This window comes from Bradyrhizobium sp. 45 (genome assembly GCF_023073155.1).
Classification (GTDB): domain Bacteria; phylum Pseudomonadota; class Alphaproteobacteria; order Rhizobiales; family Xanthobacteraceae; genus Bradyrhizobium; species Bradyrhizobium canariense_D.
Genome location: NZ_JADPIX010000143.1, coordinates 82,146 through 96,857, shown reverse-complemented (window position 1 = coordinate 96,857; position 14,712 = coordinate 82,146). Strand labels below are relative to the sequence as shown.

The 14,712-nt window shown below is 63.7% G+C and carries 12 protein-coding genes; 3 read left to right on the top strand and 9 right to left on the bottom strand.

Annotated features, from left to right (window positions below):
• Positions 1-12: 12 nt before the first annotated feature.
• On the top strand, positions 13-954 hold the full coding sequence (locus tag IVB42_RS33000) for an ABC transporter permease (RefSeq protein ID WP_247394418.1): 942 nt from the start codon (positions 13-15) through the stop codon (positions 952-954).
• Positions 955-958: 4 nt separating this feature from the next.
• Positions 959-1,846: an ABC transporter permease gene (locus IVB42_RS32995; protein ID WP_085352146.1), complete on the top strand. Its 888-nt coding sequence runs from the start codon at positions 959-961 to the stop codon at positions 1,844-1,846.
• Here the strand turns inward: IVB42_RS32995 and IVB42_RS32990 are convergent.
• The 9 genes from IVB42_RS32990 to IVB42_RS32950 form a co-directional block, all read right to left on the bottom strand.
• Positions 1,843-2,589, bottom strand: a complete 747-nt coding sequence (locus tag IVB42_RS32990; protein ID WP_085352145.1) for a hypothetical protein — start codon at positions 2,587-2,589, stop codon at positions 1,843-1,845. The genes IVB42_RS32995 and IVB42_RS32990 overlap by 4 nt on opposite strands.
• Before the next feature lie 9 nt (positions 2,590-2,598).
• Complete coding sequence (locus IVB42_RS32985; protein ID WP_018457047.1) at positions 2,599-3,849, bottom strand: adenylate/guanylate cyclase domain-containing protein; 1,251 nt, start codon at positions 3,847-3,849, stop codon at positions 2,599-2,601.
• A complete protein-coding gene (locus tag IVB42_RS32980; protein WP_018457048.1) occupies positions 3,846-4,235 on the bottom strand; it encodes a response regulator in 390 nt (129 codons plus the stop codon). Before IVB42_RS32980 ends, IVB42_RS32985 begins: the two co-directional genes overlap by 4 nt.
• Positions 4,232-6,829, bottom strand: a complete 2,598-nt coding sequence (locus IVB42_RS32975; protein ID WP_247300240.1) for an ATP-binding protein — start codon at positions 6,827-6,829, stop codon at positions 4,232-4,234. Before IVB42_RS32975 ends, IVB42_RS32980 begins: the two co-directional genes overlap by 4 nt.
• Before the next feature lie 141 nt (positions 6,830-6,970).
• On the bottom strand, positions 6,971-10,066 hold the full coding sequence (locus tag IVB42_RS32970; RefSeq protein ID WP_026233289.1) for a MexW/MexI family multidrug efflux RND transporter permease subunit: 3,096 nt from the start codon (positions 10,064-10,066) through the stop codon (positions 6,971-6,973).
• A gap of 76 nt (positions 10,067-10,142) precedes the next feature.
• Positions 10,143-11,336 carry an efflux RND transporter periplasmic adaptor subunit gene (locus tag IVB42_RS32965; protein WP_018457051.1) on the bottom strand — a complete coding sequence of 398 codons (1,194 nt, stop codon included), beginning with the start codon at positions 11,334-11,336 and terminating at the stop codon, positions 10,143-10,145.
• A 1-nt stretch (position 11,337) separates the two neighbouring features.
• Positions 11,338-12,039 carry a TetR/AcrR family transcriptional regulator gene (locus IVB42_RS32960; RefSeq protein WP_085352143.1) on the bottom strand — a complete coding sequence of 234 codons (702 nt, stop codon included), beginning with the start codon at positions 12,037-12,039 and terminating at the stop codon, positions 11,338-11,340.
• Positions 12,040-12,128: 89 nt separating this feature from the next.
• Positions 12,129-12,719 (bottom strand): thiamine pyrophosphate-dependent enzyme, encoded by a 591-nt coding sequence (locus IVB42_RS32955; RefSeq protein ID WP_247394422.1) that lies wholly within the window; start codon positions 12,717-12,719, stop codon positions 12,129-12,131.
• Positions 12,716-13,270: a phosphonopyruvate decarboxylase gene (locus IVB42_RS32950; protein WP_247394424.1), complete on the bottom strand. Its 555-nt coding sequence runs from the start codon at positions 13,268-13,270 to the stop codon at positions 12,716-12,718. The genes IVB42_RS32955 and IVB42_RS32950 overlap by 4 nt, the downstream gene beginning before the upstream one ends.
• 107 nt (positions 13,271-13,377) lie before the next feature.
• Between IVB42_RS32950 and IVB42_RS32945 the strand changes: the two genes are divergently transcribed.
• Positions 13,378-14,598 (top strand): cytochrome P450, encoded by a 1,221-nt coding sequence (locus tag IVB42_RS32945; RefSeq protein WP_204510601.1) that lies wholly within the window; start codon positions 13,378-13,380, stop codon positions 14,596-14,598.
• The last annotated feature ends 114 nt before the right edge of the window (positions 14,599-14,712 follow it).

The window sequence follows — 14,712 nt, the reverse complement described above, 5'->3', positions numbered from 1 at the left end:
GCGGCCGGCGCCATGCTGAACTTCCTCGCCCGCCGCATCGCGCAGATCGTGCCGACACTGTTCTTCGTGTCGGTGCTGATCTTCTCGCTCCAGCAATTGTTGCCAGGTGATCCAGCGCTGGTGATGGCCGGTGAGGAGCGCGATCCCGCCGTGATCGAGCAGATCCGCCAGCAATACCGGCTCAATCAGCCGATCCCCGTGCAGTACGTTTATTGGCTCAAGGGCGTTCTATCAGGCAATTTCGGTGAATCGCTGCGCAACAAGATGCCGGTGCGCGAGCTGATCGCGCAGAAGCTGCCGGTGACGCTCCAGCTCGGCTCGATGGCAATGTTGATCGCGCTCTTGATCGGCATTCCCGCCGGCATCGTCTCCGCCGTGAAAAGGGGCACCGTCTGGGATTATGGTGCCAATTTGTTCGCGCTGTGGGGCATCTCGACGCCGAATTTCTGGCTCGGCATCATGCTGATCTTCCTGTTCTCGATCGAACTCGGCTGGCTGCCGGCGTCCGGCTACGTGCCGTTGACTGAGAACTGGCGCGCGAGCCTCGCCGCCACCATCATGCCGGCCTTCGTGCTCGGCAACGCAATTTCCGCGGTCCTAATGCGGCACACCCGGAGCGCCATGCTGCAGGTGCTGGAAAGCGACTATGTCCGCACCGCGCGCGCCAAGGGATTGTCCGAACGCTCGGTCATCCTCAAGCACGCCATGCGCAACGCACTCACGCCAATCATTACGCTCGGCGCGCTCGAGCTCGGCACGCTCTTGTCGGGCGCGGTTCTGACTGAGCAGATCTTCTCCATTCCGGGCTTCGGCAAACTGATCGTGGACGCCGTGTTCAACCGCGACTACGCGGTGGTACAGGGCGTCGTGCTGGTGACGGCGACGGTCTACATCACACTGAACCTGGTTGCCGATGTCGCCTACATCCTCGTCAATCCGCGGCTACGGGGCTAGACTCATGACCGATGCCGCCCTGCCCGCTGCTCCCATCGCGCAAGCTGACGAGCTGGACAGCCCGGCGCGTCGCGCCCGGCGGCGCCTGTTCAAACGCAAGGCCGCAGTGTTCGGACTTGTCATGATCAGTTTGTTCGTCGGCTTCGCGGCTCTCGCGCCGCTCGTCGTTCCCTACGATCCCATCGCGACGAGCTGGAGCCTGGTTCGCAAGCCGCCCACGACGGCGCACTGGTTCGGCACCGACGAGCTCGGTCGCGACATCCTGAGCCGCGTCGTCTACGGCGCCCGCGCCTCGCTGCTCGCCGGCCTCACCTCGGTGGCGATCGCTCTGGGCGTCGGCGTTCCGCTCGGCCTGCTTGCCGGCTATCGCGGCGGCTTCGTCGATGCACTGATCAGCCGGATGACTGACGCGATGCTGGCCTGCCCATTCCTGATCCTGGCGATCGCACTCGCCGCATTCCTCGGTCCGAGCCTTGGCAACGCCATGATCGCGATCGGCATCTCGGCAACCCCGATTTTCATCCGCCTGACCCGCGGCCAGGTGCTGGTTGTCAAGGCTGAGGACTATGTCGAGGCGGCGCGCGCGCTCGGCAATCCGCCGTGGCGGATCGCGTTCTCGCACATCCTTCCGAACATCCTGCCGGCGCTCCTAGTGCAGGCGACGCTGTCGATTGCGGCCGCCATTATCGCCGAAGCCGCGCTGTCCTTCCTTGGCCTCGGCCAGCAGCCGCCGGCGCCATCCTGGGGCAGCATGCTCAACGCAGCGCAGCGCTTCCTGACCCAGGCGCCGTGGATGGCGATCTGGCCGGGGCTTGCGATCTTCCTCGTGGTGCTGTCGCTGAACCTGCTCGGCGACGGCCTGCGCGACGCGCTCGATCCACGCCAGCGCTAGATCACGACCTCGCGCATCACGCGGCGGCAATCCATCTCGTATTCGAGATCGACCACCGGCGGCCGGGCATAGTGCCAGGTCAGGCCGGACCGCAACGCCCCGCGGCGGACGAGTTCGTCGACCAGCGCGTGGTGGAAGTCGTGCACGGAATAGGCCTGCACGCCGGTCGTGTCCTTCCAGCCGAAGCCGAAGGCCGTCATCCTGTTCTCCATCTGGGACGTCGTCGTGAAGCGCACCTTCTCGCGAAGGCCTTCCGGGCTGAGGTCGCGGTAGCGCACGGTGCGCTCGACATAGGTTCCGCCGCCCTCGCGCGCCTCGGCGCCGCCGGAAATCACGAAGCTCGGCGTCTTCGAGCTTGTCGGCCGCGTGAAGGAGAACGCGTAGAACGACGGCTCGGCCGGTGGATCGATCTCTGGACAGACATTGCTGCGCGCCACCGGATTGGTGGTGCCGTCGAAGATGCCCCATTCGGACAACGTCTTCACATAGTGCAGGTTGAACGCGCGAAAACCTTCTTCGCTGAAGGCCGCGGGCGAGCGCAGTTCGCAAGCGCAGAAGGCCGTCAGCGGCCGCCCCGCCTCCTGGATATGCTTCGCGGCAAGCGCAAAGCCTTCGGCGAGCGGCACCAGCCGGTCGAAGCGGACGCGCTCGATCTCATAGCCGTCGTCCGCGGCCGCACCGGCCGAATACTGGAATACGGACGGAATGAAACGATAGTTGCCGGCGGAGAATTCACCAATCATGTCGGACTCCTATTCCAGTTGCATGCGAATGCCCTTGTCGCCGTTAAGCAGGCGCTTCAGGTGAAAGCCGGCCAGGGAATCGCCGGCATGCATGCCGACCAGCGCCGCGAAAGCCGGCATGGCGGCGGCATCCCCGGCTTCCATCTTGGCAAAAGCTTCGGAATACAGCGCCGTTTCCGGCGCAGCGAATTGGGCCGGCGTCAGCGGCTCGAACGCGCGCAACGCTTCGCTGCGTCCGCGCAGCATTAGCTCCCCGACGGGACGACCTCGAAAATTCTCAGCCGCCTCGGCGATGCCGGCACTGACGCAAATCCGCGTGCCCAGATGCTTGTTCGCGGCTTCCAGTCGCGCCGCGATGTTGATGGAGTCGCCATACGCGGTGTAGTCGAAAAACCGGTTGCCGCCGAAATTTCCGACCAGTGCCGGCCCGGCGTGAATGCCGATGCGGGTGGTGCCGAAATTCACCCCTCTCGGCTTCCAGCGCGCGGAAAAATCCTCCGCCCAGGCGTCGAGCTCGTGCGCGCAGGCAACCGCACGCGTCGCATAATCGGGCTGATCTCCGGGCGCATTGAAGAGCACCTGGATTGCATCGCCGATGATCTTGGCAACCGTCCCCTCATGCGTGAAGACGATTTCGGTCATGCCGCCGACATATTCGTTGAGAAGCGCGCCCAGCGTCTCCGGCGGCGCACTCTCGACCAGCGAGGTGAAGCCCGTTATATCCGTGAAGATGGTCGCGATATCGCGCCACTGCACTTCGATTCCCTCGCTCTCACCGCCGGCCGCCAGACGCTTGGCGAGCTCGGGCGAGAAATGACGCGAGAGCGCGGCGTGAGCGCGCTCGGCTTCCGTCTGGCGGCGCCGCACCTCCCGCAGCATCTCGATATGGCGGATGGTCTTCTCGATCGTCATCTCCAGGTCGGCGAAATCGATCGGTTTGGTCAGAAAGTCGAACGCGCCGCGGTTCATCGCAGTGCGAATGTTGCTCATATCGCCATAGGCCGACAAGATGATGGTGGACTTCTTGTCGTCCGCTTCCTGGAGCTTCGCCAGCAGCGACAACCCATCCATCCTTGGCATGTTGATGTCGGAGACCACCATGTCGACATGCGGATTCTGCTCGAGCGATTGCAACGCCTCGACGCCGTCTCGCGCGAACATGATGGTCACCGACCCATCGCGAATCTGCTTGCGGAATTTTTGCAGGACCAACGCCTCGAGATCCGGCTCGTCGTCGACGAAGAGGATGGTCGCGGTCATGCGGCTTTCTCGAGCCTTGTGTCGATTTCCTGCCGCAGCAGCGCGAAATCGATCGGCTTGGTGAGGAGTGCGACCGCGCCGCGCTCGATCGCCTTCCGGCGCGTCTCGGCGTCGCCATAGGCGGTGATCATGATGACGGGAACGTCCGGATGCGCAAGACGCACCTTCGGCAGCATGTCGAGCCCGCTCATGCCGGGCATGTTGATGTCGGACAAAATCAGGATCAACGAGGGATCGCGCACCTCGGCGGCGAGCTTCAGCGCATCGGGTGCCGACGACGCGAATTCCATCTGGAAGCGGCCGGCGCGCAAATCGCGCCGAAACTGCTGCCGGAACAGCGCCTCGACGTCGGGCTCGTCATCGACGACCAGGATGTAAACGTTCAAGTCTTGCCTCCGGAAGTGCCGTCCGCCGCCATTACGCGCGGCAGGGTGATGATGAATTCGGTGAATACGCCTGGTGCGGTGTTCACGTCGATCGTGCCGCCGTGCTGTTTCACCACGATGTCATGGCTCATGGAAAGGCCGAGCCCGGTGCCCTCGCCGGCCGGCTTGGTGGTGAAGAAGGGATTGAACATCTTCTCCTTCACCTCGGACGGGATCCCGGTGCCGTTGTCGCGAATGCGGATTTCGACCCTGTCGCCGAGCGTTCTGGTTGCTGCGCGCAGGGTGGGCTCGAAGGCGTCTGCGGCGCTCTCCTTGCGCTGGGCAGTGGCGTAGAAGCCATTCGAGATCAGATTGAGGACGACTCGCGTAATTTCCTGCGGATAGATATCGACCATGCCTGCGGCGGGGTCGAAGCCGCGCTCTATCGTGACGTTGAAGCCAGGCTTCTCGGCTCGCGCGCCGTGATAGGCGAGGTTGAGGCTTTCCTCGACGATGGCATTGATGTCCGCCGGACGGCGCTCGCCGGAGCCCTCGCGCGAATGCAGGAGCATGTTCCTGACGATGGAATCGGCGCGCTTGCCGTGCTGCACCACCTTTTCGAGGTTGCTCCTGAGCATGCCAGTCAGCTCGTCGACCTCCGCCTTCGTCTTGCCGTCGAGCGAGGCCGCCTGCAGCGCCTCGTTGAGCTCGTCGATCAACTCGGTCGACACCGCCGAGAAATTGTTGACGAAATTGAGTGGGTTCTTGATCTCGTGCGCGATTCCCGCCGTGAGCTGGCCGAGCGACGCGAGCTTCTCGGTCTGGACCAGGCGGTCCTGCGCGGTGCGAAGATCGTCGAGGGATTGCGACAGCTCCGTCGTGCGCTTGCGCAATTCGTTCAGCAGTCGCGTATTCTCGATGGCGATGACGGCTTGCTTCGTGAAGTTCTCAACCAACGCGATTTGCTTGTCGGTGAACGGCCGGACCTCCTTGCGATAAACCGCGACGGTTCCGATCAGCTCGCTTTCCCTCATCATGGGCACGATTACGATCGTACGGGCGCCGGCGACGTCTGAGATTCCACGAATGGTCGGACCTCCGGCAAGATAGGCCGGAGTTTGTTGCACATCGTGAACGTGGACGACTTGACGTGTTCTGACGACCACGGCAAGCGCGCTCTCCGGATGGGGACGGATCGCCATATCTTTCCGCGAAGCCGCGAACGCAGGCGGCACATTGTAGTCCGCAGCAATTGTGAAATTCTCTCCATCCCACAAATTCATGACGCCGAAACTCGCGCCACAGACTCGTGTGGCATTCTCGAGCATCTTGTGGAACACCGGTGCGAGTTCGCCCGGAGACGAACTGATGACCTGCAACACTTCCGACGTCGCCGTCTGCTGCTCGAGCGACTCGGTCAACTCGGCGGTTCTCACCTCGACCTTCTTCTCCAGGTCCGCATAGGATTCCTGCAGGCGCTCGCCCATGTCATTGAACTGGTCCGCGAGCCCCTCCAGTTCGTCTCCGGTTCGGATCGAGATGCGCTGGGAGAAATCGCCACTGCCGATGCGCTCGGCACCGCTGCGCAGCGCCTGGATCGGCCCGACCATGCGGCGCGCGAGGAATATCCCGGCAAGCACCGCGAAGATCGACGCCGCGAGCAGCACGAATGCAAGCCGTTCCAACGCGGCATAGAGCGTCGCATAGGCCTCCTCGACCGGGAGCTCGACGAACATGGTCCAGTGCAGCGGCGCGATCGGGGCCGACGCGGTCAGCACCGTCTGTCCCTGGAGATTGCGCGCTTCGGAAAGCGGGTCGAACGCGGCGCTGCCTCCGGCAAGCGCGGCGCGCACCTGGGTGAGACCAGACATGTCGGTGTTGCGCAGGACCAGGCTGATATCGGGGTGCGCGATCAGGCGTCCCTCCGGACCCACCACGTAGGCGTGTCCGTGCTCGCCGACCTTGATCTGGGACACGACGTCCCAGATCAGCTTGAGATTGACCTCCGCGATAGTGACGCCGGCATCCTTGCGCGACCCAGCCTGCGCCAGGGTCATATACGGCTCGGACTCCCTGCGGAAATAGACCGGACCGTAATAGACCTTGTGCGCGACCGCCTCGGTAAACTTCGGATCCTCCGACAGGTCGATCCCGCTGTCGGTCGCGTCCATGGCAAGCCGCGAGACCCGCAGCCGCTCCTTGCCGGTCGCATCGACCTGCGCGAGCTCGGTGACCGCAGGGACCTGGCGCAGCAGCCGCAGCGCATCGAAGCGGCGCTGCTCGAGCGACCCCACCGACCAGGGCAGCTGCGTGGTCCAGCCGAGCTGGCTCTCGATCTCCTTGACGAACTGACCGATCTTGGCAGCGGCCGCCTCGGCCTGTTCATGCTGAACCCGGATCAGCGCGGCCTTGTGCTCGCCATAATAAAAGACGACCTCGAACAGGCCGTTGGCCAGCAGCGCGATCGCGACGACGGCCACGAACAACGCGACATATTTGGCGAACAGCCGCGTCCTGATCCCCTGCCCCGGCATCGTACCGGACGCGACGCCATCCCCCGCGGCGCTCGGCAGCGTCCGTGCTTGCGGGGTGTCGGGATGGAGGGGAAGGCTCATCCCGCTGAACCTAGCAAGAAGACCGGACCTTGTCTCTCGCGAGCGCGGGAAAGCCTGATGGCAGCCGGGCCCCCGAGGCAAATAGAAAAGGGCGGCAGCGGATTGGCCGCTGCCGCCCTCGGGTTCGCTTTATCGGTGGCCTCAGGTCGGCCGCAGCGCCTTGGCGTTGAGGTCGAGGTCGTTGACCTGCTTGTTCCGCTCGGAATCGGCCGCCGCGCGATGGTCGGTCGCCAGCACCACGTAGACCGCCGGCAACACGAACAGCGTGAACAACGTGCCGATCGACATGCCGGCCACGACCACCAGACCGATCGAGAAGCGGCTGGCGGCCCCTGCGCCGGTCGCGGTCAGGAGCGGGATCAGGCCCGTCACCATCGCGGCCGTGGTCATGAGGATCGGCCGCAGACGAATACGGGCCGACATTTCGATGGCGGAGCGGCGATCGAGCCGCTCGTTGATCTGGAGCTCGTTGGCGAACTCCACCATCAGGATGCCGTGCTTGGTGATCAGGCCCACCAAGGTCAGCAGGCCGACCTGGGTGTAGATGTTCATGGTCGCCACGCCGAAGAACAGCGGGATCAGTGCGCCAACGATCGCCATTGGCACCGAGATCATGATGACCAGCGGATCGCGCAAGCTCTCGAACTGCGCCGCCAGCACCAGGAAGATGATGATCAGCGCGAAGCCGAAGGTGATCGCGAGCTGGTTGCCTTCCTGCACATACTGTCTGCTGTCAGCCAGATAAGCATGGCTGAAGCCTTGCGGCAGGTTTTTGGCCTCGCTCTCGAGGAAGTCGACCGCCGCACCGACGGTCACGCCGGGCATCGGCACGGCCGAGAAGGTCGCTGAATTGAGCTGATTGTAATGTGTCAGCGAATTCGGCTCGGTCTTGGTCTCGATCGACACAACCGTCGAGAGCGGAAGCTGCTGGCCGGTATTGGTGGTCACGTAGTAGCCGGCGAGCGATTCCGGCGAGAGCCGCTGGCCGCGCGGCACCTGCGGGATAACTTGATAGGAACGGCCCTCGAGGTTGAAGCGGTTGATGTAGTTGCCGCCGAGCAGCACCGCGAGCGTGCTGCCGAGGTTCTGCATGTTGACGCCGAGATCCTGCGCCTTGGTGCGGTTGATCGTCACCTTCACGTTCGGCTGGTTGTAGGCAAGATCACTGTCGGAGACGATGAACATTCCGCTCTTGCGGGCGGCGGCCTTCAGCTTCTCCATCTGTTCGTAGACAGTCTGGAAGCTGGCGGTGGAGTTGATCACCATCTGCACCGGGAGGCCGCCCGGACCGCCCGGCAGCGGCGGCAGGTTGAAAGCGAACGCCTGCACGCCCTCGATCTTGGAAAGCTCGGCCTGCACCAGCGACTTCAGCTGGATCGACGAGCGCTTGCGCTCCTCCCAGGGCTTGAGCAGCATGCCGGCGATACCGCCCTGCGGGCCGTTGATGCCGTTCAGCACGAAGCGCAGATCGGTCTCGGGGAATTTCTGGAATTCCTTGTCGAGCTTCTCGCCGTAAAAATCGACGTAGTCGATATTGGCGTATTTCGGCGCCTTGGTCACCGCGAACACGATACCCTGGTCTTCCTCAGGCGCCAGCTCCTTCGACGTGTGCATGTAAAGGAAGCCGACGAGCCCGAGGATGGTCACCGCAAACAGGCCGGTGATGGCCTTGTAGTCGAGCGAGCGGTCGAGCCTGCGCCCGTACCACCGCGTCAGCGCGCCAAACACCTTGTTGACGAACTTGGCGAAGCGCCCCTCTTCCGTGTTCTTCAGCAGCACCGAGCACATCATCGGCGAGAGCGTCAGCGCGATCACGCCGGACACGATCACCGAGCCCGCAAGTGTGAAGGCGAATTCGCGGAACAGCGAGCCGGTCAGACCGCCGAGGAAACCGATCGGCGCGTACACGGCTGCGAGCGTGATGGTCATCGAGACGACGGGACCCACGATTTCGCGCGCGCCTTCCAGCGACGCCTGGACCGGCGTTTTCCCTTCCTCCAGATGACGATGGATGTTTTCCACCACGACGATGGCGTCGTCGACCACGAGGCCGATCGCCAGCACCATCGCGAGCAGGGTCAACAGGTTGAAGCTGAAGCCCAGCGCCAGCATCAGCGTGCAGACGCCGATCATCGACAACGGGATGGTGACAACGGGAATGATGACCGAACGGAACGACGCCAGGAACAGGAAGATCACCACGATCACGATGATCACGGCTTCACCCAGTGTCTTCTCGACCTCGTCGATCGAGGATTGGATGAACTTGGTCGAATCGTAGGCGACCTTCATCTTCATCGACGGTGGCAGATTGCGCTCCAGCTCGGGGAATAGCGCCCGCACGCCCTTGACCAGCGTCAGCGGGTTGCCCTGCGGCGTCGCCTGCACACCGATGAAGATGGCGTGCTCGCCGTTGAAGGCGACGCTCGCGTCCGTGCTTTGGGCCGCAAGTTCGACGGTGGCGATGTCCTCCATCCGCACGAAGCCGCCGTCCTTGGCCTTGACGATCATCTTCTTGAACTGGTTGACGTCGGTCAGGCCCGTATTCGTCGATACGTTCGAGACGATGAGATAACCCTTGGTCTGCCCCGCCGCTGACTGGAAGTTGTTGGCAGTGATCGCGGTCGCGACATCCGCAGGCGACACGTTGCGGCCGGCCATCTTGAGAGGATCAAGCCACAGCCGCATCGCAAAGGTCTGGCCGCCGAGAATGTCGGCGGAGGCGACGCCGTCGACGGTCGACAGCACCGGTTGCACAACGCGCGTCAGGTAGTCGGAGATCGCCGAGCCCGACAGCTCTTCGGACGAGAATCCGAGATACATCACGGCCGTGGTCTGGCCCGTGGTCTTGGTGACGATGGGATCGTTGGATTCCTTCGGAATCAGGTATTTGACCGAGTTCGTCTTGGCCAGAACCTCGGTCAGCGCCTGGTTCGGATCGAAGTTCAGCTTGATGTAGACCTGGATCGTCGAGGTGCCGAGCACCGAGGACGAGGTGATGTAATCGACACCTTCGGCGGAGGCGACCGCCTGCTCGATCGGCGTGGTGATGAAGCCCTGGATCAGGTCCGCGGACGCGCCCGGATAGACGGTCGTGATGTTGATGACCGTGTTCGACAGCTTCGGATATTGCCGGATCGGCAGCGTCGTCGCCGCGCGCAGGCCGATCAGCAGGATCAGCAGGCTGACGACGACCGACAGGACCGGGCGTTTGATGAAAATATCAGTAAAGCGCATCGCGGCGATCTCGATTTCTTTGACTTGCAAAGCGCGTGACCCGGCCGTGCCGGATCATGCTGCAACGTGTACGATGTCAGTAGCGCGGCGGCTGCGCCGGGATCTGCGGAGCCGGGTCGGTCGAAATCGACACCGCCGCGCCCGATTGCAGCTTGAGCTGGCCGACGGCGACGACCTTGTCGCCCGGCTTCACGCCCTTGACGATTTCGACGCGGCCTTCGACCCGGTTGCCGGTCTGCACGAAAGTGCGCACCGCGCTCAGGCTGGTCTTGCCGTCGGCTTCCTTCTTCTCGGTGATCACGAACACCGAGTCGCCGTACAGCGTGTAGTCGACCGCCGTCTCCGGCACGGTGACTACGGCCGGCTTGTCCGGCAGCACCACCGTGGTGGTCACGAACATGCCGGGCTTCAGGATCTTCTCCGGATTAGCGATGGTCGCCTGCACGCGGATGTTACGGGTGTCGGTCGAGATCTGCGGCTCGATCGTGGTGATTTTGGCGTCGAAGGTGCGGCCGGGATAGGCGTCGACCTTCAGCCGGACCGGTTGACCGACCTTGAGGCTGCCCGAGTCCTTTTCCGTCACCGTGAAGTTGGCCCACAGCTCCGACAGATCCGTCAGCGAAACGATGGCCGTGCCGGCGGTCAGATACTGGCCGACCTCGACCTTGCGGACGCCGAGATCGCCGGAAAACGGCGCGCGGACCAGCTTCTGCGAGATCAACGCTTCGGTCTTGGCGATACCCGCCTGCGCCTGATCGTACGCGGCCTGCGCGGTGTCGACGGTTGCCTGCGGCCCGAACTGGCGCGACGCCAGTTGCTTGGCGCGATCGAGCGACAGCTGTGCGACGGTGGCCTGCGCCTTGTAATTGGCGAGGTCGCCCTGCTCCGGCGCGTCGAACATCTGCACGAGCGGTGTGCCGGCCTCGACATGCGTGCCCGGCTCGAACTTGATCTCGGTGACACGGCCGTTGACGTCGGCGCTGACGTCGACCTGGTGCACGGCGGCGAGACCACCGACGGCGGTCAACAGGTTCGGCACCACCTCGGACTTCGCCTCGGCGGCGCTGACCGCGACCGGCGGCGGCTTGTTGTTGGCGAAGAACTGCTTGATCATCTGGCCGCGGAAATAATTGAACCAGACGAGGCCACCGACGAGCACGGCCAGAAGCGTGCCGACGACGATGAACCAGAGCACCGGCCGGACCGGACGCTTGGGAGCCTTGTTGTCGATCGGTTCGCCCGAAATCTTGTGTTCGGTCACGATGTTCATGTCATGCACTTTCTGCAATCGCCGTCTTGCCCGCACAACTGGCCTGATCGCGGCCCAAATGCGAAACAATTGCGGCGTCGTTAAGTCCGATACCCCTCAGGAGAAACTCACAGAGCTGCCGCTCGAGGTCGTTCGCCTTGCCGTAAGCGAGACACGGCGTGGCCGGCAGCCTGGTCAGCGCAGCCGTCATCACGGTGTGATGCGCAAACCAGAACAGGTTGAGCGGTTCGCCGTTGTATGGCCGCGCGTCCCCCGCGGCAACCGCACGCTCGAGCGAGGCGACGAAGGCCGCCCCGATCAGCGCCTCGATCTTGGCATATAGCAACCGGGCAAATTCGCCATCCTCCAAATGACTCGTGGTCATCAGTCGCAGGCGCTGGGCCTCTTCCTGGTCAGGGCCATCGGCGATGTGCATGAAATGCCCGACCATGCCGCGGATCACTTCGACCAACGTAGCGGTCGACGGCTCACGTTCGAGCAGCTCCATGAGCGCCGGGTCCGCCTCGCATTCATCGCTGAGAATTTCGGCGTAAAGCGCGGCCTTGGACGGGAAATGCTTGAACAGCAGCGCTTCGGAAATGGCAGCGGCGGCCGCCACGCTCTTGGTCGTGGTGCCGGTATAGCCGTGTCGGGCAAAGCAACGCTTTGCGGCGCCGAGGATCAATTGACGCCTCAGGTCGCTCGTCATACGCAATGAGCTCATGCTAGTGAGTAAGCACTCACCCACGCAAAAGTCAAGCCGAATGGTGCGATGCAACCTACAAGAATCGTCTCTTAGAGGTATCCCAAGTTCTAAATCGGGCGCAAGCCGAGGTCGCCGCGGATCCGGTTGAGAATGTAAGTCCCATCCCGGCTGGGCAAAATCCGCTCCAGATTGGCGCTGTCGATCTTCACATTGGCAAAGCGCGGCCCGGCCGTGACGTCGTGGACGGCTTTGGCGAAGGCCTCGACCTCGGCCATGGTCGTCACAGACCGGCTATCCCCGATGCCGCAGGCCCGGGCGACGCCGACCAGGTCGGCGGCCGCGGCCGTGTGGCTGGTCTGACCGCCGGTCTCACCATAGGCCTCGTTGTCGAGCACCGCGATCGAGAGATTGGACGGCTTTTGCAGACCGATAGTGGCAAGGCTGCCCATGCCCATCAGCATCTCGCCGTCGCCGGTGATGACCAGCACCGGCAATTTTGGCTGCGCCAGAGCGAGGCCCAGGCCGATCATCGCCGCCCCGCCCATGCCGCCCCAGAGGTAGAAACTGCGCGCATGGTCGCCGGCTGCGCACATGTCGTTGGTGGAGGCGCCGAGGCCGCCGATCGCAACCACGTCCTTGCGGTCCGCGAGAAGCGTGGACACCACCTGACGGCGGTCGAGGAGATTGGCCTTGCTCATTTGGTGAAAACCTTGGCGCCGATCAGGCGCTGCGACAGCAGGACGGCGGTGGGCGTGAGCGCGTTATAGGCCTGCGCGGCCGCCGCCTCGAGCACGGCCGGCACCTCTGCTGCGGTCGAAGCCCGCAGCACCTTGACGCCCGAGAGTTCGAACACGCCCTGCGTGGTCGATCCCATCGGCACCTGCCATGGATTGAACTCGCCCCACTCGCCACGCATCGTCACCAGCGTGAGGAAGGGAAAGCGCAGGATCGGGATCAGCGAGAGCATGTTAATGCAATTGCCGACCCCGCTCGACTGCATCAACAGCACGCCGCGCTGGCCCCCCGTCCAGGCGCCGGCGAGAAGCGCCACGCCCTCCTCCTCCGTCGTGAGCGGAATGCCGCGCATCGTGGACGATGCCAGCACGCGCTGGATCAGCTTTGAATGGCCGGCGTCGGGCACGTAGGGCACCTGCCGAACGTCGAAGCGTTGCAAGGTCGCGAAAATATCGTCGGGCCACTGTGTGCTGGACTCGACGGCCGTGTCGGCAGCGTCAGCGCGGGCGTGCATTTTCCTGTCCGGTCGGCTTGCAAATCGCGGCTCGACTGTAGACGGTGAACCGAGCCGCTCAAAAGAGCGAATACAGCATATCGGACTCAACCGGCGAGTATGGCGGCATGAACGCAAGTGCGAATGAACTGGCGGCCAGTTTCGATCTGGAACAGCTGACGGCGGAATTCTACGACAATCCCTACCCGACCTATCGTGCACTGCGGGAGAACGAGCCGGTCAAGCGCCTGCGCAACGGCACCGTGTTCCTGACCCGCTATGACGACCTCGTTACGACCTACAAGAACACAAAATCGTTCAGCTCGGACAAGAAGCGCGAGTTCGCGCCGAAATACGGCGACACCCCGCTCTACGAGCACCACACCACGAGCCTCGTCTTCAACGATCCGCCGGCGCATACCCGCGTGCGGCGTCTGATCATGGGCGCGCTGTCGCCGCGCGCGATCGCGGGGATGGAGCCTGACATCATCAAGCTGGTCGACGGCCTGCTTGACGCCATTGCCGCCAAAGGTGATTGCGAGCTGATCGAGGACTTCGCCGCCTCGATCCCGATCGAGGTGATCGGCAATCTGCTTGACGTGCCCCATGACGAGCGCGCGCCGCTGCGCGACTGGTCGCTGGCGATCCTGGGCGCCCTCGAACCGGTGGTGTCACCTGAAGTGGCTGCCCGCGGCAACAAGGCGGTGACGGACTTCCTCGCCTACCTCCGAACGCTGGTCGCGCGCCGGCGCGAAAGGCCCGGCAACCCCGAGCGCGACGTGCTGACGCGCCTGATACAGGGTGAAGACAACGGCGAGCGGCTGACCGAGAAGGAGCTGCTGCACAACTGCATCTTCCTGCTCAATGCCGGCCACGAGACCACCACCAACCTGATCGGCAACGGCCTCGTGGCGCTCGACCGGAATCCGGATCAGAAGCGGCGGCTGATCGACAATCCTGAGCTGATCAAGACTGCGGTCGAAGAGATGCTGCGCTACGAGAGCTCGAACCAGCTCGGCAACCGCATGACCACGGAGCGGGTCGAACTCGGCGGCGTCATGCTCGAAGCCGGCACATCCATCACCCTCTGTATCGGCGCTGCCAACCGTGACCCCGCACAGTTTCCGGACCCGGAGAGATTCGACATCGCGCGCACGCCGAACCGGCATCTCGCCTTCGCCACCGGCGCGCATCAATGCGCCGGCATGGCGCTGGCACGATTGGAAGGCGCCATCGCGGTCTCACGCTTCTTGGCGCGCTTCCCGAACTATGCCGTGAGCGGACGGCCGGTCAGGGGTGGACGGGTGCGGTTCCGCGGCTTTTTGAGCGTGCCCTGCGCGATCGGCTGAGGCCTCAAACGAAAAAACGCGAAAACAACCCCATGCACAGTAGAAGGTTACCGGCGCGGGATGGGCCAGCGATTCCGCGCAACCATTTGACATCTCAGGCCATCAGCGCCGCCG

Bases quoted from the DNA above. Each gene is read 5' to 3' on its own strand.
- IVB42_RS32950 (WP_247394424.1), bottom strand. From the start codon at position 13,270: ATGCACGCCCGCGCTGACGCTGCCGACACGGCCGTCGAGTCCAGCACA.
- IVB42_RS32985 (WP_018457047.1), bottom strand. From the start codon at position 3,849: ATGACCGCGACCATCCTCTTCGTCGACGACGAGCCGGATCTCGAGGCG.
- IVB42_RS32965 (WP_018457051.1), bottom strand. From the start codon at position 11,336: ATGAACATCGTGACCGAACACAAGATTTCGGGCGAACCGATCGACAAC.
- IVB42_RS32995 (WP_085352146.1), top strand. From the start codon at position 959: ATGACCGATGCCGCCCTGCCCGCTGCTCCCATCGCGCAAGCTGACGAG.
- IVB42_RS32975 (WP_247300240.1), bottom strand. From the start codon at position 6,829: ATGAGCCTTCCCCTCCATCCCGACACCCCGCAAGCACGGACGCTGCCG.
- IVB42_RS32945 (WP_204510601.1), top strand. From the start codon at position 13,378: ATGAACGCAAGTGCGAATGAACTGGCGGCCAGTTTCGATCTGGAACAG.
- IVB42_RS33000 (WP_247394418.1), top strand. From the start codon at position 13: ATGCTGAACTTCCTCGCCCGCCGCATCGCGCAGATCGTGCCGACACTG.
- IVB42_RS32960 (WP_085352143.1), bottom strand. From the start codon at position 12,039: ATGAGCTCATTGCGTATGACGAGCGACCTGAGGCGTCAATTGATCCTC.
- IVB42_RS32970 (WP_026233289.1), bottom strand. From the start codon at position 10,066: ATGCGCTTTACTGATATTTTCATCAAACGCCCGGTCCTGTCGGTCGTC.
- IVB42_RS32955 (WP_247394422.1), bottom strand. From the start codon at position 12,719: ATGAGCAAGGCCAATCTCCTCGACCGCCGTCAGGTGGTGTCCACGCTT.
- IVB42_RS32990 (WP_085352145.1), bottom strand. From the start codon at position 2,589: ATGATTGGTGAATTCTCCGCCGGCAACTATCGTTTCATTCCGTCCGTA.